16 protein-coding genes and 1 pseudogene are annotated in these 17,622 nt (G+C 48.4%); all 17 read left to right on the top strand.

The features are described 5' to 3' along the window. Window positions 1–54 precede the first annotated feature (54 nt). Window positions 55–2,313, top strand: a pseudogene (locus KTJ90_RS11465) (RHS repeat-associated core domain-containing protein); the annotation flags it as partial. Beyond that, window positions 2,310–2,795, top strand: a complete 486-nt coding sequence (locus tag KTJ90_RS11460) for a hypothetical protein (protein WP_499024653.1) — start codon at window positions 2,310–2,312, stop codon at window positions 2,793–2,795. The pseudogene KTJ90_RS11465 and the gene KTJ90_RS11460, both read left to right, overlap by 4 nt. Window positions 2,796–3,320: 525 nt before the next feature. Beyond that, window positions 3,321–4,283 (top strand): Ssp4 family T6SS effector, encoded by a 963-nt coding sequence (ssp4, locus tag KTJ90_RS11455; RefSeq protein ID WP_008926140.1) that lies wholly within the window; start codon window positions 3,321–3,323, stop codon window positions 4,281–4,283. Further along, window positions 4,283–4,864 carry an immunity protein Sip4 gene (gene ssi4, locus KTJ90_RS11450; protein ID WP_499024650.1) on the top strand — a complete coding sequence of 194 codons (582 nt, stop codon included), beginning with the start codon at window positions 4,283–4,285 and terminating at the stop codon, window positions 4,862–4,864. Before ssp4 ends, ssi4 begins: the two co-directional genes overlap by 1 nt. 905 nt (window positions 4,865–5,769) lie before the next feature. Further along, window positions 5,770–6,141, top strand: coding sequence for a hypothetical protein (locus KTJ90_RS11445; protein ID WP_182629714.1), 372 nt, complete (start codon window positions 5,770–5,772; stop codon window positions 6,139–6,141). A gap of 803 nt (window positions 6,142–6,944) precedes the next feature. Next, on the top strand, window positions 6,945–7,160 hold the full coding sequence (locus KTJ90_RS11440) for a hypothetical protein (protein WP_182629715.1): 216 nt from the start codon (window positions 6,945–6,947) through the stop codon (window positions 7,158–7,160). A 130-nt stretch (window positions 7,161–7,290) separates the two neighbouring features. Continuing rightward, the gene (locus tag KTJ90_RS11435) at window positions 7,291–7,503 is read left to right on the top strand and encodes a hypothetical protein (RefSeq protein ID WP_259400635.1); all 213 of its coding nucleotides are present in this window, start codon (window positions 7,291–7,293) and stop codon (window positions 7,501–7,503) included. Between the two features lie 222 nt (window positions 7,504–7,725). Then, the gene (locus KTJ90_RS11430; protein ID WP_485523097.1) at window positions 7,726–8,163 is read left to right on the top strand and encodes a hypothetical protein; all 438 of its coding nucleotides are present in this window, start codon (window positions 7,726–7,728) and stop codon (window positions 8,161–8,163) included. A 63-nt stretch (window positions 8,164–8,226) separates the two neighbouring features. Then, a complete protein-coding gene (locus KTJ90_RS11425) occupies window positions 8,227–8,901 on the top strand; it encodes a hypothetical protein (RefSeq protein WP_259400636.1) in 675 nt (224 codons plus the stop codon). Window positions 8,902–9,127: 226 nt separating this feature from the next. After that, window positions 9,128–9,343, top strand: a complete 216-nt coding sequence (locus KTJ90_RS11420) for a hypothetical protein (protein WP_182629716.1) — start codon at window positions 9,128–9,130, stop codon at window positions 9,341–9,343. Between the two features lie 206 nt (window positions 9,344–9,549). Beyond that, on the top strand, window positions 9,550–9,756 hold the full coding sequence (locus KTJ90_RS11415; RefSeq protein ID WP_039660502.1) for a hypothetical protein: 207 nt from the start codon (window positions 9,550–9,552) through the stop codon (window positions 9,754–9,756). Between the two features lie 261 nt (window positions 9,757–10,017). Next, window positions 10,018–10,455: a hypothetical protein gene (locus tag KTJ90_RS11410; RefSeq protein ID WP_499024645.1), complete on the top strand. Its 438-nt coding sequence runs from the start codon at window positions 10,018–10,020 to the stop codon at window positions 10,453–10,455. A gap of 246 nt (window positions 10,456–10,701) precedes the next feature. Further along, a complete protein-coding gene (tri1, locus tag KTJ90_RS11405; protein ID WP_182629718.1) occupies window positions 10,702–11,787 on the top strand; it encodes an ADP-ribosylarginine hydrolase Tri1 in 1,086 nt (361 codons plus the stop codon). A gap of 345 nt (window positions 11,788–12,132) precedes the next feature. Beyond that, a complete protein-coding gene (gene dgcN / locus KTJ90_RS11400) occupies window positions 12,133–13,140 on the top strand; it encodes an N-acetyltransferase DgcN (protein ID WP_182629719.1) in 1,008 nt (335 codons plus the stop codon). A 1-nt stretch (window position 13,141) separates the two neighbouring features. Then, a complete protein-coding gene (gene dgcA / locus KTJ90_RS11395) occupies window positions 13,142–14,107 on the top strand; it encodes an N-acetyl-D-Glu racemase DgcA (protein WP_182629720.1) in 966 nt (321 codons plus the stop codon). Window positions 14,108–14,122: 15 nt separating this feature from the next. Continuing rightward, window positions 14,123–15,985 carry an ABC transporter ATP-binding protein gene (locus tag KTJ90_RS11390; protein ID WP_182629721.1) on the top strand — a complete coding sequence of 621 codons (1,863 nt, stop codon included), beginning with the start codon at window positions 14,123–14,125 and terminating at the stop codon, window positions 15,983–15,985. A 25-nt stretch (window positions 15,986–16,010) separates the two neighbouring features. Then, window positions 16,011–17,552, top strand: a complete 1,542-nt coding sequence (locus KTJ90_RS11385; protein WP_039660406.1) for a glutathione ABC transporter substrate-binding protein — start codon at window positions 16,011–16,013, stop codon at window positions 17,550–17,552. The last annotated feature ends 70 nt before the right edge of the window (window positions 17,553–17,622 follow it).

Here is a 17,622-nt window from a genome sequence, read left to right as displayed (position 1 = left end):
TACCAGATACAACATGCCAGGTCATGCTGCCTGATTTGTTTAATCTCACGTACTTATCACTATAACCTAGCAGGCCGTCCTCTTCAGATGGAACGCGCAGAAGGATGGCAAGAGCGGTTGCACTGGAGTGAGAACGGACCGCCGCTGGCCTATGAGTCGTCTGATGGCAAGCGCAGTGAATTCCGTTACGACAACGTCGGGCGATTGATTGCCAACCGCAATGCAGAGGGTGAGACGGTTCAGCGAAGCTGGGACAGCCGTGGCCGGTTGACGGCGCTGCAAAACGAAAACGGAGAACAGTATCAGTTCGAGTGGGGCGCGGATTCTCTGTTGCTGGCTCAGGTCGGGCTGGCTGGCGTTGCCACGCGATATGATTATGACGCAGCGGGCCGCACGGTATCACGTACCTTTGCCGCCGGGCATCCTCAGTCCATCACCCATCGCTATCACTGGAGCCGTGCGGGACAACTGCTGGCGCGGACCACGCCGGAAGGCCAGACGCGCTATCACTACAGTGGCGGCGGTCAGCTGGGTAAAGTGTCGCAGCATCTGCCGCTGTCTGACGCGGAGTGGAGCCAGCAGGCCGAGCAGGAGATCACATTTAAATATGATGCGCTGGGCCGCATCGTTGCTGAACAGGGAGAGCAGGGCGAACTGGCGTGGGAGTATGACGCGCTGGGTAACTGCACAGCCTTAACACTGCCGGATGGTCGCAATCTCAGGCAGCTTTACTACGGCAGCGGTCATTTACTGAGCATCGCGTTAGACAACCTGCCGGTCACCGAGTTTACCCGTGACACGCTGCACCGGGAACTGAGCCGGACGCAGGGCGGCCTGACCATGCGCAGTGAGTATGATCGGTTAGGCAGGCTGCGCCGCCGTGACGTGTTCAGGGGAGACGCACAGCGTCCTGCGCCGCGCGTCTGGTCCCGTCGCCGCGACTTCGATTACGGCAACAACCTGATCCGTGAAGAGCGTGACGATAATCCGTTCAGCCAGACGTTATGGAACTACGATAACGCCGGCCGGCTCTTGTCCCAGGAGGGCGCACAGCCGGGCAATGAACAGTGGCGCTGGGATGGCGCAGGCAATCCGCTGGATCGCCATAGTGCCGCGCACGTGATGCATAACCGTGTCACAGAACTGAACGGTATCCGCTGGCAATATGACATTCATGGCCGTACCACTGAGTAGGATGACGGGCATACCCGCTGGCGATATCGCTACGATGGTGAGCATCGCCTGACGGACGTCATCAGCGAGCCACGGGACCGTAATAAGCCGCGCACTAAGGTGAGTTTCCGCTACGATCCGCTGGGACGCCGTATCAGTAAAACCAGCCAGCCGCTGCTACAGGGCAGGCCGTCCGGGAACGCCGTCACGACGCGCTTCGTCTGGGAAGGCTATCGCCTGTTGCAGGAGATCCACGACGGTACACCGCTGACCTACGTTTACAGCGACAGCCAGAGCTATGAACCGCTGGCCCGTATTGATGGTGTGGAAAGCCCGGAGATTTACTGGTTCCATAACGCGGCCAACGGGATGCCGGAACTGCTGACTGACGCTGAAGGGCAAAAAGCCTGGGAAGGCATCAACAGCCCGTGGGGCAAGCTGCTGCGCGAGTCCAGCCAGCGGATGCCGGTCGTTCAGCAGAATCTGCGTATGCAGGGCCAGTACCTGGACCGGGACTAATTTGCATAAGCAAATTTGAACATCGCTTCAGCGATGGCCTCAAGGGGGTGAGGCACCGGAGGGGCCGAATCAACCGGACTGCACTACAATCTGTTTCGTTATTATGACCCGGATAGCGGCCGGTTCACCCAGCAGGACCCGATAGGGCTGGCGGGCGGGATTAACCTTTACCAGTATGCGCCGAATGCGCTGGGATGGGTGGATCCGTGGGGGTTGATGAAGTGTAAAAACCCTGCGAAAGAAGCAACGAAGTGGCAGGGACCAGAAAATCCCGATTATCCAGGAATTGATGTTTACAAGAACAGGAAGCTTAAAAAAGGTACAATTCTCTATGCTCTTTATCCTAACGGCGACCAAAAACCTGCATATGTAGTGACATTCCCTACTGTTAGACAATACAGAAATAATCCGTTAGGTTATCACCAAGCTTTGCAAGTTAAATTAGATCCAGACTGGCCTGTTCGTACAAAATTAAGAGCATTTTATGTAAGTGAAGATATTGATGTTGCCTATGGTAGAGCAGCAGCAAATAAAATTTATGGCGATGGTGGGGGACTTCAGTTCTTTATACCAGAAGAATTTAGACATTTGCTAACCCCAGGAAAAATCATTGATATATGAAAAAGTTAAAATTTAAACCAACTACAGGCGCATTAGTCATAGATGAAAAATATTTGGAAATTACAAGTGAAGAGCTTTTTTGTAAAAGCGAGCTTTACAAAAGCTTACAAAGGTCAGGTTCTATAAAAAGCCTTATGCCTCATCATTATCTTATCGACTCAATAATTTTCCATAATAAAGAATTTGAACTTCGTATTAGGCCAATATGTTTTAATTTTCCATTCATGGTTCAACTTGTGGATAAAGGAAGTGAATATTATCATTCTTTAAATGATTGGAATAGGCGAACTGACATTGAAATGTTAAATGAATCAGTAAGAGACTTGTCTAAATGGCTTAGCTCATCTCTGGAACTAGGATATCCTGATTTTATTGAAACTGAAGTGGTTAGATGGGGCTTTCCTTGGGGGAATGTGTCAGTTTCATACGAGACAAGATCATTTAACCATGGTATATATATAATTTGGGATGCAGGGTTATAAAATAAATTTATAATTGCAAATAGTTAGGTTGGTTAAATTGAAGTAATTTACATATTAAAAATGCAATAATTGATGGAAGTCGCAAGAATAAAAACTTTCAATACGGGCCATAGATGTTTGTTTCATGAATTATCATAAGGTTACGGGTGACAATAGTCTTTCTACAGATGATGAGATGGAAATTTGGAAGCAGTTATTTAATGTTTGGCAGTGATGCTTGAATTAATTCAAATAATTTTTGGGTTATGCTTTGCTTCACTTCACAGTGGCAATCTTACTGCCGTGTTTAGAAAGTGATTGTTTTTAAAGTTTTTTCATGTGACATGTAAACCCTATATTAGGGCTGTTGAGTCAAGAAGCGAGGGGTGGGGTAACTATTTTTCTGCAATCAAAAAACGGTAAGCTTGTTTTTATATTGCCTGCATGTTGATATATGGTTTTGGGGCAGCAATAATGGTTTTTCCATTTCGCATTTCAATATCTAAAAACTCTCTTTTTACCCTGTTGAGCCTATAAGGAGATAAAATGAACCTGCCAGGAATGAATCCCGAAAATAACTTACCGGGTTATGACATCGCGAGACTGACCGGTTATGGGGCACCTGATTTTGATTTCAAAGCGCTGGGTGCAGCAATGGATTGTACCCGGGAGTTTTATCAGGCTGGCATCATCTATGCAGATGGCGCACAGCGTTATCTTGTCCGGCCTGGTCAGCGTCATCCTAATGGCCAAAGTGGTATCGTCACACATCTTATTGTGACCAAAACGCCTAAGCAAGCCACAGCGTCTGATACGGGCAAGTCACTGAGTGAAGCAGTCAGCGCGACCTCAATGGGCACGGAGATTGCCTCGACCGTTCTTTCCTGTGGTGCCATGATTATCACCGCTGGCGTGGCGGTTATCGGTGCTTCAGCAACGCCGATAACGGCTGGCAGTAGCGGCGTGCTTGTCGCCATTGGTTATGCCGGTGCTGCGGCAACAGGTGTGCAGTGTATTAATGGTATCTACCGGGTTTATGATCTCGTCGAAAACGGTGGTGAAAACGTCGCGTGGCTGGACTCTCAGGAGTGGTACGTTGCCACTTCAACGTCTCTTGACCTTATTTCACTTGCCAGTGTGGGCGGTGCATTAAAAGAAGCCCTGGCAACATGGCGAGCGATGAAATCGGTCTCTTCTTTAAAAGCTACGGAGTGGCTCAGGAACTATCCAAGGCAGGACAGGGCGCGGCTTACTGAATTAATCATCAAAGCACAAAACCCGGGTATAACTAATAAAGAGCTCAAAGCCGCCATCCGTGCAGGACTTTATCCAAAACGTTTCCCTGTAGAGCCGGTGCAAAAAGAACTTGTTAAGCAACTCGCACAGGTCGTCACCAGTGCAGCGGCTGTGGCTGGCAGTGCTGTCAGTGGTATCATTGCTGCTCCAGGTAACGTCCCGCGTACCGGACGCTACATCGTGGGAACAATCCAGTCACTGGCGGTAATTTAATGCAATTTTTATCATGGCTTATTGGACGTAATATCACTGAACTCCTGCAACAGGGGCGCGAAATAGATCAGGCAATCGCACGGCAGGATGATTCCATACTTGCCCGATCTACTTCAGAGCTTGAGCGCTATTTTAAACAGCCTTCTGAGGCGCTGCCCCGGCAAAATGGCTTCCCCGTTGCAATTGTGCTGATGCTGTTACTGGTTGCATTTGCATTTAATCTGCTGACATTTCTGCACGCTTTACCTCCTCTGAGTCCACAGATGCATGCGTTAAGTTTTTTTGTTCCCTCCATTGTTGTTATTGGCGCGATACTCACGTCCAGTTACCTGCTTGCGCGAGGCCATACAGCGGGTGTGGCGGGACTGGCTTATGTCTGTGCAATATTGCTTATATCGACTGTTTTACTCCTGAGCTACAGCGTTGTTACTGCTAGCCACTCGGGCCTGTGGCTGATTCTGGCACTCGCTGCTTTAGTGGGTGCTCGCTGGGTACTGAATGGGCAGGGTTTCGTCCTGTTTGCCATTTACTGCCGGACACAACGCCTTGCCAGCGTCGCCCGGCAGCGTCGCATGAAATAACCCATACGGGTCTGTAGTGCTGTTATCGCGGAATATCCATTCCGCGACTCTCGTCATACCATCCACTTTTCTCTCAAACCTTAGGCCTGAAACTAAAAGCCAGATGTAAGTTACTCCCTGGTGAGTATTGATGATGAGAATAGCTCTGCGATATTCAGGTTTCCCTGGCTTGATTTCGATTTAGGTAACAACCTCAACCCTGAAGAGTGCGACGATATCTTTTCAGCAGACATCATGTAACTACGATAATGCAGGTTGTTTGTTGCCTTATAATGACTTGCAGCCAGGTTTTGAGCAGTTGCGACGGGACAATGCAGGCAACCCATTGGATTGCCCCATACGGGTTCAGACATCATGCATAACCGCCGTGAACTATATCCGCTGGAAAAATGATATCCATGGTTATCACACCCGGGAAGGATGACGGTCAGACCCACTGGCACTTCCGTTACGAGGGTGAGCACCGTTTGACTGACTTTTTCAGCGAGCGGCGGGACCACAATAAGCCATGCAAGAAGGTTAACCTCCACTACAATGCACAAGTGTGTCGCATCAGTAAAACCAGCAAGCAACTTGGACTAATCTTATTTATAGTTTTAAGACTAAGTTGTCCAGGGAAATGTAATGCATGTGAGGACATAGCTCATCATTCGCACAAATAGTTCCCTTATGTCTTAATCACTAATGATGATTCGGAAGACATCTTTCGGTAGTGAGATCTCCAATGAATCCCAGAGATTTTATCATCTGTTCTAGCCCCCGTTGCCCGGTTACGGTCAGAGCAAAATCATGACTAAGCTGTATTTAATAATGTTGAAAGAAAATGGTGATTAAGGGTTTTTTGCTTATGGCAAAGCTGTCCCGTTTGCCGCAATTAATTGATCAGCTAAGAGAGATAGGTTTAAATGTATGCTATTAATGATTTAATTTTACTGGCTGATCAAGCTACTCTTAAGTGGAAATTTAAGGGTGAAGCATTGTCATTGGCTTTATCCGAGGTCGATCAGGTGTTGGTTGATGAAAGCAGAGATTTAATATTTGTTCTTGATCAGAAGAGAAGTTTGCCTGAAAGACTCATTATAATAAATGCGCAAGGAAAAATCTTATCATCTTTTTCACCGCCCGATGGTGGAGGATTTTACTACATGACGGTGGATTCAAAAAAAGAGGTCTTAATAGTCTGCGTTTTTAATGGAAAAATTGATGGCTGGAGTGACTGGTATTTCTCTTTCCATCAGAGAACTGATCAACTGGTGCGGTTATCACGGGCTTACTGATGCTGAAGAAGTAAATATTAATCATGATGGTCCCACAGAATGATGCTGGCCCTCTGCACCTGTAACGCCCGTGTTATACTAATGATTAAAAGGCCAGTTAATGCAGTCGGATGAGGGTGTGGATGTATCAGAAGTATAGCCTGTGAGGTGGGTAGTGTATTGTAAAGAAATAGCTCAAAAGTTATTAATTGAATTTCTGAATCTAAAAAATATTCTGATCAATGATGGCGAGTGTAACTGGATTAGAGGCGTTTTATCAATAATAGAAAAACTCAGGATTTCTATCCACTCTCAGGGAGTTGAATCAGCTACTTATTGTAAGGAGGCCTGCGATGCATGGAGGTTAATGTTTAGCGGAAATGGTTCTTTCTCTGATTATCATCTCTGGCATGATGATTACAATGAGAGGGTTAAACGTAATATTCCACTCGATTCAATAAAATGTAATATCGCTAAGATACTCGATTCAGAGGGAAAATAGTAAAGTACTTATCTGGATATTATCAGTTCTAAACTTTTTTATCTATCATTTCATAATGCGATGGAAAACGTTTCCACTCTGTTGCGTTTTCTAAAAGTGCCATGCAGACAAGCAACACTAGCGCCGTGCATACACAGGAAAGCTTATGGAGAATCATATGGCAACCTTACATTATGACCTATGCGTTATGTGAACAACGTTGTTGAAAATAAGTCAGGTTGCGATAAGCTCTTCAATCAGGCGTTTTGCACAGGCAAGGAGAAATGCAATCAGATTCCTGACTTTTATATCAGACCTCTTTAATCATTAATAGGTGTTATATATGCAAAATAAGATCTTTTCCGGCTATGGGATAACCCTTGTAGACAGGGATGGGATTCTTATTGCTTTGTTTGATTCGGGCAAGCTTGTTACTGAATATCTTGAAGCTGAAATCAGCATGGATGAAGCGATAAAAATCAAAAAAAGCCAACAGGATGCCTATGAAGTTATAATGTCATTAGGTGACAGGATTAAAAAAGACCACCAGAAAACATGAAGTGTTTACATGTTTCTATCATAAGTTTTATTCCAACATATGAGAAGTTTTTGTTTAAGATGCTTCATTTATTTTATTATAACAGTATAATCAGGTCAGTTTAATAATATCACGTGTCGCTAAGGTAGTGATGATGGAAAAAATGATATTTAGTGGTTATGGCATGTTCATCACTGAAGAGAATGGTAAGTATTACATAAATTTTGATGAAGGTGGCGTTGTAAATAAGGATGTCAGATATGAAATAAATGAAAAGGAGGCTGTAGAAGCTTGCTGTAGTGGACAGGGTGCCTATGAAATAATGTTAATTTCTCAGTCCAGAGCAAGTAAATCTAATCTGTGATGCATTATTTTTCCTAAACTCATTTGAATACGTCAGGGTAAATTAAGACCTGCTGATTCGGCACTCGATTTATCGCATCAGAAGAGAGTAAAGAGCGGGTTTCAGAAGCATACATGATGATATGTTTTTTAAAAATTCAATTGCCGGACTATCTAAATTTTGCAGATCTCTTAACCCACTATTAAGGCATTCCTATTCCGCTCAATGCAAAATAGAGGTTAAATGAAAATCTCCAGAACAGCTGTGAAGCGTCTTCAGAATATTCCGTGGTTTACTAATACAGGTAAAGGCGGTTATTTGAACAACATAAAAAAGATAACTGCTGAATCAGATTTTATCAGCCGTATAACTAGCGACGACTGGGAAAATGTATCGCTTCAGGCGGGTAATGCGATAACCGGGTATCTGGCCATAAAGCAAAGCTTGAAATATCAGAACTGGAATGATCTTGTCAAAGAAGCAAAAGAGATTATTGATATTGAAATCATACCCTTCATGAAGAATCCCACTTCATTAGATGATGATATCCTGTTCAATAATGTGAAGTGGGATTTAGTCAGTTTTCTTGCTGAAGATGCTTATAAATCATATTTACCTAACTCGCAATTTTTTGGTCGGCTGATGATGATTTATGAAAATGGATACATACCCTGTGGATAGGAAGGGCAATGGCCTTCCGGGAGACTTGTTATCTACTGATGCAGGCTCATCTATGATGTTGCTGTGTTAGCACCAACACCAGCCTTTAAGGACGATGATCCTCCGCCAGCCCGGTTAACCCCATTAAGATGGCAAGAACGTGAAGAGGTTATCAATCCCTTATCCCTGCTGGAGAGTGTGATACCGGGAGCTATTATGATGATCAATATACGGATTAGTATGAAAAAAACGTCACATCGAAGAAAAAGTGTTCTGTTAATACTGAGTTTCTTTTTGTTTAGCAGGTTCGCAGAAGCGAAGATGCAAAATAAAGATATGTGGAGCTTTATCCCTCAGTTGAGTGCTTCACTTAAATCTCTCTCTGTGAAAGATCTCACTCAGTTTCCGCTGGCACTGACATTAGAAACCCAAAATGATTACATCAACATTTATCAGGCTAATTCGATAAAACTGGAAGATGATGCGAAAATTACTGATATTGAGTTGCGTGTCAGTAAATCATCCGGCGACGTCGCCCCTTTTCTGAGCTTTTCTCCCGATGGTAAATGCACAACCCTTAATGATGTCAGAAAACACTATCCGGAGGTTAAGTTGAGTGACTATCCTCGTGGCCAATCTGAAAATGAAGTAACTAGCTACTCATCTCCCCCGGATATGGATGGTCAGGTAATCACATTTTCTTTTGCTGTCAAAAATCCAGATTGCCTGAGTAAAGTGATCATCACGGCTAAAGAGTGAAGCTGGTGATGTTGAACATATTTCCGATTCAGCACGATAGTAATTGCAGCATAATGACGCTTAGCACCATACGTTTCAGAAGCGTACAGCCTCACAGCGGCTACACCGGGTAATGGCTCGGTCTCGTCCAGTCCAAAACCTCTAAGGCAGCGCGGTTTGTTTCTAATGCCTGGGCTGAATGCGGCATTTCCTAATTCTTCGAACATAAATATTTTAAGAGAACTATATGACCGAGATGCTATTTAGTGACTATGGGATTGATATCGTAGTAAGAGATGGAGTTTTCTATATTCAATATGATGATGGCGGTTTAGTCAGTAAAGAGATTGAGTCTGAAATAAGTAAGGACGAAGCACTCAAAGCTCAACATAGCCCGGCTGATGCTAATGAAGTCATTTTGTTAACCCAGATCAGAGATGGAATTAACATTGCTAAATTTTAAGCGTACTATACGGGCCTGATTATGTGAGTTTTGCCAGGAACATTTTATGTGCTTCTGCTCTTAATTAATCCGCCAAAACCTCTTTCAGCAATCAATGCTTATAAATGTTCAACGCCATAGAAAATGATGCTTACAAGATCAGATAAAGAATCAGACAGGCCGTGTTTATCATTATGAATTTCATTTATCACTTAGGTGTAGATACGATGACTCAGCAAGCGTTAAGGGAGCACCTGTTTTATTTAATTAATAAATATGTTCCGGAAAGCAATAGAAGTGATTTCTTCGAAAGTATTCTAAAAGATGATGTTCCTGTAAAAGGGATTCTTGCAGACCTGAACAGGGTAAAAGATGTCACTATGGATGAAAAAGATGGAGATTTATTAAGAGAGATTTATTTTAATTTTTGCTAAAAAGCGGCAAAGATCGTGCGTTTCAGCGACTTATTTTTTATAGACGTATTGGAGCGAAATCGGCTGCATGATGATGACCGGATTCCACACCAACACCAGGTCAGTGATGGAAGACTGTCTGGTCCTGCTGCAACTGAAGCTGGTTCATTTAAAACGGAGAGTGATTTTATGATGGATCTCTTTAGTGGACTGTCGTTGAAGAGGTAAGGGCAGAGTTATGATCGTGTCTCAATCTGTAATAACAAGGACGATCTTTTAAATATGAGCTTAAAATACGCAGCGGGAGAACTGGTTTTTAATGACTCGTTGATTGTAACCCCAAAAATAACTAAGCATGAGTTAATGGTAATTCCTGGGTTTATCTGGGAGCCATGGCCAGATAATGGCGGGGACACAGTTTCATATAGAAGTATTTTCCCACTTAAAAGCAATAACAGTGGCGATATTTATTTGGTTGTCAATTTTATTGAGCCCGGGAACTCAGCCGCTTTAATATCGCACTGGAGTTTTGCACCAGAAAAATTGTTGATGGGTGAGCAGAAAAGCCTGACTAGGGACGTAACTCAAAGATTAAAACGTTGGTTTAAGGAACAGGCGAGAACTTCATTACCTTTAAGCGGTGCCTGGGGCAGCATTGATGTAGCTTATGATGTTTATAACAGAACGGCTACAATCAATTGTCACTATCGTTCAGGCTGAGCTTAATATGAAGGATGATATATTCTTGTTAATGGATTTAGCAACAAAAAATGAGTACTCAATTCCAATGAAGGGCATCAGGTACAAATTTGACAGCATGGAGAAACAGCCACTTACACAAGATGACTGGCATGATATGGATACGTTAATGCACTATTTTGGTCCTTAGCGTTTGCTGAACAACGAAGAGACACGACTAAGAAACGTTGTAGCGCTTTACCACCACGCAATTGAAAAGGAATTTATATGATAGATCTAAGATTGTCAGAGTCTGAACTCAGAACATACGCCAGAAAATATGCACATCTACTCCCTGAGCTATCGCCTCAACTCATCAACCGGATGGCTTACGAACATCAGCCAATGCCTGATGAAAAGCCAGTGAAACCTGAGTGGATGCATACGCTGAAAAAAAGTATTTCTGACGTTGAAGCCTTAGATAAAGCCAAAGGTTTACTCATTGGACTGGCTGTTGGTGATGCAGTGGGGACCACTCTGGAATTCCAGACTCGCGACAGTTCTCACATTTACGATATGGTGGGCGGTGGTCCTTTCAATCTCAAGGCCGGAGAGTGGACCGATGACACCTCAATGGCACTGTGTCTGGCAGAAACGTATATTGAAAAGGAAAGCTGTGACACTGATTTATTCAGGAAAAAGTTAATTCAGTGGTACAAAACGGGGCATAATAGCGCGAATGGAGTTTGTTTCGATATCGGTAATGCGACCCGCTATGCTCTCGAACAAGTAATTAAACATGGTACTGATTGGATTGGTAACACCGCCCCTGATACAGCAGGGAACGCCTCGTTGATTCGTCATGCACCCGTAGCAATTTTTAGGCGAAAATCATTCATTGATGGCTGGCGTGATGCCAAAAGACAAAGTACAGCAACACATCGAGCACCAGAGTCAATAAATAGCTGTCAGTACTTAAACTCCATTTTACATTACCTTTTAAACGGTTTAGGTAAAAATGAAGCCTTCGCGCCTCATAAAATGTCTTTAATGGTAAGACCTCTGATCATCAATGCCGGTGAATATAAAGAAAAGCATCGTGACCAAATCCGCTCCTCCGGTTACGTTATCGACACACTGGAAGCAGCATTATGGGCTGTCTGGCATACAAACAATTTCAAAGATGCCATTTTGCTGGCGGCAAATCTTGCTGATGACGCTGATAGCGTGGCAGCCACCGCAGGCCAGTTAGCAGGCGCTTTGTATGGACTGTCAGGCATCCCTGCAGAATGGGTTGATAAAATAGTCGATAAAGACAGAATCCTTTCGATGGCAGAAAAGCTGTTTCACCTTGCACCGGAAGAAACGGATTAATTTCAGGTAGGGGATTCTTTTGTTGCGCTGATATAACCCGGAAGGGTCGCTGGCATTCGTTATGAATGCTCTCACCAGCGGCCCGGCGTTAGATACTCCGTAAGCCATTTCCTCCCCTTGCCCATATTCATCCTGCCTGCCCGAACGCAATCTTTTTCCTATGACCCACCCCTTGCTTGAACCCATTCCCTGTGCCAAACCCCCTGAAAAACCCACCTGTCATCACTATTCCCTCTGGCTATAACCTGCCGTTATACCCTCCTGCTAAACAAGCATTCGTCACCTTTCAGAACGCATGAAATAGTGGTTTCAGAACCTGATCTTTTGGCTGAAACGAGAGACAACATGCTAATCCCACAACCCTATTTACTCTTTCTTGGCGATGTTACCGATCCCCTCGCGGCAAAAACGGCGCGCGGTATTCATATCTGGCGGCCGGACCAGTGCGTTGGCGAAATTAAACTGCCGGGCTGCACGGTCAGTCTGGGTCTGGATGAACTGGATATTCCCGGCGCTAAAGTGCGCGGCGCAAAAACGCTGGTGCTGGGCACGGCGAATGCCGGCGGCTATCTGCCAGCGCACTGGCTGGAAACGATTAAAAGTGCCATTCAGGCAGGTATGAATGTGGCCAGTGGTCTGCACCACCGGCTGGTGGACGAACCGGAACTGGTCGCGCTTGCGCAGGTTGCTGGCGTTGAGCTGTTCGACCTGCGTCATATGCGTCCGGCGCTCAGTGTGGGCAGCGGTAAGAAGCGCTCAGGTAAGCGCATCCTGACCGTGGGTACGGACTGCTCTGTGGGCAAGATGTACACCTCTCTGGCGCTGGAAGCTGCGATGCGTGCGCGCGGCATGAAAGCTGATTTTCGTGCCACGGGACAGACCGGCATTCTGGTCGCAGGGGAGGGCATCGCTGTGGATGCGGTTATCGCTGACTTTATTGCCGGTGCAGCAGAGGCGCTCTCACCGGCAAATGACGAGGACCACTGGGATATCGTTGAAGGGCAGGGCTCATTGTTCCATCCCTCCTATGCGGGCGTGAGTATGGGCCTGATGCACGGTGCCCAACCGCACTGGCTGGTGATGTGTCACGAAATGGGACGTCCTCATATGCGTCATTTGCCACACCAGCCCATGGTCAGCCTGCAGGCGTGCGTGGAAGCCAATCTGCGTGCCGCGCAGGTGACCAGTGAGTCCGTTCAGCTTGCTGGCTTTGCTATCAACACCTCCAATTACAGTGAAGAAGAGGCGCTCGCTTTTTGCGCCGAAATCAGCGCTGAGTTCGGCTTACCGGCCACGGATCCGGTGCGTTTTGGTATTGATGGGATCGCCGCACTGCTTCAGGAGCGTGGCTGAAATGCGACAGTTGCAGATTGATGTGGTGGAGCTGCCGCTGGCCCGCCCCTTTGCTATCGCACGTGGTACACGTACCGCCGTGACGGTCATCCGGGTCACACTGGAGCAGGAGGGTTTCATCGGGCAGGGCGAATGTACCCCGACGGCGCGTTACGATGAGTCGCCGGAGAGCGTTCAGACTATGCTCGAAGCCGTTCGTACTGAGGTAGAGTCGGGCCTGAGCCGTCATGATCTGCAACAGCGTTTACCCGCCGGTTCTGCGCGCAACGTGCTGGACTGTGCGCTGTGGCGACTGGATGCCGCCCGGGCGAATCAGACGCTGTGGCAAATGAGTGCGTGCTCTCAGCATGAGTCAGTCATTACGGCAGAAACCCTTAGCCTGGATACGCAGGAAAATATGGCTCTCGCGGCGGCGGATGCCGTGTTACGTGGCGCCATCCTGCTCAAAATTAAGCTCGACCGCAGTGAGATTCTGGAAAAAGTGGCGGCGATTCGTGCGGCGGCACCGCATGCCACGCTCATTATCGATGCCAATGAAGCGTGGTCGGGGCTGGACCTTGAAAGCCTGCTGGTGGCATTGAAGGCCTTCAATATTGCGATGGTCGAGCAACCGCTTCCCGCCGGACAGGATCATGACCTGCAACGCTTTAAGCATCCCATACCGGTCTGTGCCGATGAGAGCTGCCATACACGGGTGGATATTGCCGGATTACGCGATCGTTACGAAATGATCAACATCAAGCTGGATAAGTGCGGTGGCCTGACGGAAGCGCTGGCGATGGCGGATGAAGCCCGGACGCTGAATATGCGCATCATGGTCGGTTGCATGCTGGGCTCGTCACTGGCCATGGATGCGGCATTGCCCGTCGCGGTTAACGCAGAGTTCGTCGATCTGGATGGCCCCATCTGGCTTGCCGCCGACAGTTCTCCTTTTTTGAGCTACTCCGAAGGCCGCATCTGGCTATAACTCTGCGAGGCGACGATGACGGACACAGAACGTACTTCCCCTGCAACCGGTGCTGCCTCGTCATCCCCCGTGCTGGCGATTCAGGATCTCAGCGTCTCGTTTCATGGACGCAGCGGTGAAAATCAGGCGCTCAAAGGCATCAGTTTTGCCATTCATCCCGGTGAAATTGTCGCTGTCGTGGGCGAAAGCGGCTCCGGTAAATCGGTCACGTCGCTGGCTGTGATGGGCCTGCTGGCAAATAACGGCTGTATCGATCACGGCAGTATGCAGTTTTGCGACCGGAGCGGAAACGTGCATGCGTTAGAAACGCTGGATGACGCTCAGCGCCGCACACTGCGTGGCCGTGAAATGGCGATGATCTTTCAGGAGCCCATGACGTCGCTGAATCCGGTGCTGCGCGTTGATGATCAGCTTACGGAGGCATTACGCGATCACCATCTGTGTGACAAAAAGCAGGCCCATGCGCGCGTGCGTGAACTGCTGCGACAGGTGCGAATCGCCGATGTGGATCGCGTCATGAAAAGCTATCCGCACTCGCTGTCAGGCGGCATGCGGCAGCGTGTGATGATTGCGCAGGCCCTTGCCTGTGACCCGCAACTCCTGATTGCTGATGAGCCGACCACTGCGCTGGATGTCACCGTTCAGGCGCGCATTCTCCATATTCTGCGTGACCTGCAACGCGAGAAACAGATGGCGGTGCTGTTTATCACCCATGATATGGGCGTGGTAGCGGAAATCGCCGATCGCGTGGTGGTCATGCTGCGAGGCGAAGTGGTCGAGCAGGGAACCGTATCTGAGATTTTTGCCGCCCCGAAGCACGCTTATACCCAGGCGTTACTGGCGGCAGTGCCAAAACTCGGCGATATGCGGGAACACGCGTGGCCACAACGCTTTCCTCTGCCGGGTGCGGGCGAGGCTGAGCAAAGCGAACAGCAAACCGCTCGCTATGATGTCGCGCCGCTGCTGGATGTGCGCGGCCTGAAAGTCTATTACCCGATCCGCAGCGGTATCTTTTCAAGCCTTACGCATCATGTGCATGCAGTGGAACAGATTGATTTCAGTCTGTGGCCGGGTGAAACCCTGGCCATCGTGGGTGAAAGCGGCTGCGGCAAATCGACCACCGGACGGGCGCTGATGCGCCTCATCAACAGTGACGCTGAAAGCATTCATTTTGAAGGAAAGGAAATTTCTGACCTGAAAGAGGCCGCGTTCCAGCCGCTGCGCCGTGAAATCCAGATGGTGTTTCAGGATCCTTATGCCTCACTGAATCCCCGCCTGACAGTGGGTTTTACCATTGCCGAGCCATTGCTATTACATGGCATGGTCTCTTCACTGGAACAGGCTTCCCCACAGATTGATGAGCTGCTGAAGAGCGTCGGTCTCCTGCCAGAGCATGCGCGTCGTTATCCGCACGAATTTTCGGGTGGTCAGCGTCAGCGTATTGCCATTGCCCGCGCTATGGCGCTGAAACCGAAAGTCATTATTGCGGATGAGGCGGTATCGGCGCTGGATGTCTCAATTCAGGCACAGGTGGTCAATCTGATGATGGACCTGCAGCAGCAAACGGGCGTGGCATGGATTTTCATCTCTCACGATATGGCGGTCGTCGAGCGTATTGCGAATCGCGTCGCGGTGATGTACCTCGGCCAGATTGTGGAGCTTGGACCACGTCAGTCGGTCTTTAATCAGCCGCAACATCCCTATACCCAACGTCTGCTGGCTTCCGTGCCAGTCGCCGATCCAGAGAACCGTCAGCCCCGTCTTTTCGATGACAGCGAAATTCCCTCGCCGCTGCGTAAGGTGGGTGAAACGGTCACTAAACCCCGTTATCGCCAGGTTGCGCCCCAGCATTGGGTCGCTGACGGCATTGCATTGTAATTATCCTCAACGACCAGGAGAATCTATGAAAACGCTGTTTCGCCGTACTTCGCTAACCCTCGCATTGACGACGACGCTGGTCATGACTGCGCAGGCACAGGATCTGCGCATTTCAATGTATGCCGATATCACGGGGCTGGATCCACATGACACCTCAGATAATGTCAGCTACTCGGTGCAGAGCGGCATCTTTGAGCGGTTGTTCCAGTTTGATCCCGCGATGAAGCTGCAGCCCTGGCTGGCGACCGGTTATACCTCTAATGACAGTGCCACCGAATTTACGCTGACGCTGCGCAAAGGTGTCACTTTCCAGGACGGTACCCCGTTTGATGCCGATGCGGTCAAAGCAAACCTTGATCGTCTGGCAGATCAGAAAAAAGGGCTGAAGCGTAATAGCCTCTACAAAATGATCGATAAGGTCACGGTAATGGCACCCGACCAGGTAAAAATCGATCTGAATCAGTCGTTCGGGGCCTTTATCAACACGCTGGCGCATCCTTCGGCGGTGATGTGGAGTCCATCCATTCTTAAGCAATACCCGGACGAAGCGCAGTTGCGACTGCATCCGGTCGGCACCGGTCCGTTTAAATTTGTTAACTGGACACCGGGCAAAGCGGTCACGCTGGCGAAGTATGACGGTTACTGGCAGAAGGGATGGCCTAAAGTTGACCATGTCATCTTCTCGCCGAGTCCGGAAGATGCGACACGCGTCGCCGCATTAAAATCGGGGCAGGTGGATGCCATCTGGCCACTGCCTTCAGACCTGATCGCCGCCGTGAAACAGGACAGCCATCTCTCCATTCAGCGCGATCCGAGCATTTATCTCTATTACATGGCGATCAACACGCAGCACAAGCCGCTGGCGGATGTTCGGGTGCGTCAGGCCATCAACTATGCGATTGACCGTAATCTGTGGCTGAAAGTGGCGTTTGCCGGTCTGGGTAAACCTGCCACATCCGCTATACCGGAAGGCGTACAGTTCTACCAGAAACAAACCGATCCTGAGTACAGTTATGCGCCGGATAAGGCCAAAGCCTTGCTGAAAGCGGCGGGCTATCCGAATGGTCTGGATCTTAAGCTCTGGGTGACCAATGCCACGGCCAGCGTCCGTGCCGCTCAGGTGCTGAAAGCGCAACTGGCCACGGCAGGCATTCGGGCCACGGTGACGCCGATGGATTCCGGCACGCGCAACGCTAAGTTGTGGGGTGTACAGGACCCGAAAAAGGCCGAGTTTGACCTCTATTATGGTGGCTGGTCGACCTCAACAGGCGATGCCGACTGGGCGCTGCGTCCGCTGTTTGCCACCGAATCCTGGGTGCCGACCTCCTATAACGTCTCCTACTTCAGTAATCCTGACGCAGACAAAGCGATTGCAGCCGGGCTGGCGACGGCCGATCCGGCAAAGCGCGGCATTGCCTATGCACAGGCGCAAAAGGTCTTGTGGAAAGAAGCGCCGGTGGCGTTCCTTGGTACGCCAGACAACCTGGTGGGCAAGCGTAGCACCCTGAGCGGCGTTTCAATGCTGCCTGATGGCAATTTCCTGTTCACTCAGGCGTCCTTTAAATAAGACGGTTCTTCTCTCGTCACCCCTCCCGAAAGGGGCGGAGACGTGAGGAGGCCAGTCACACCTCATTTCA

This window comes from Pantoea jilinensis (genome assembly GCF_019104105.1).
GTDB lineage: Bacteria > Pseudomonadota > Gammaproteobacteria > Enterobacterales > Enterobacteriaceae > Pantoea > Pantoea eucalypti.
The sequence above is the reverse complement of the archived record's forward strand: the minus strand, read 5'-3'. Positions and strand labels throughout refer to the sequence as shown.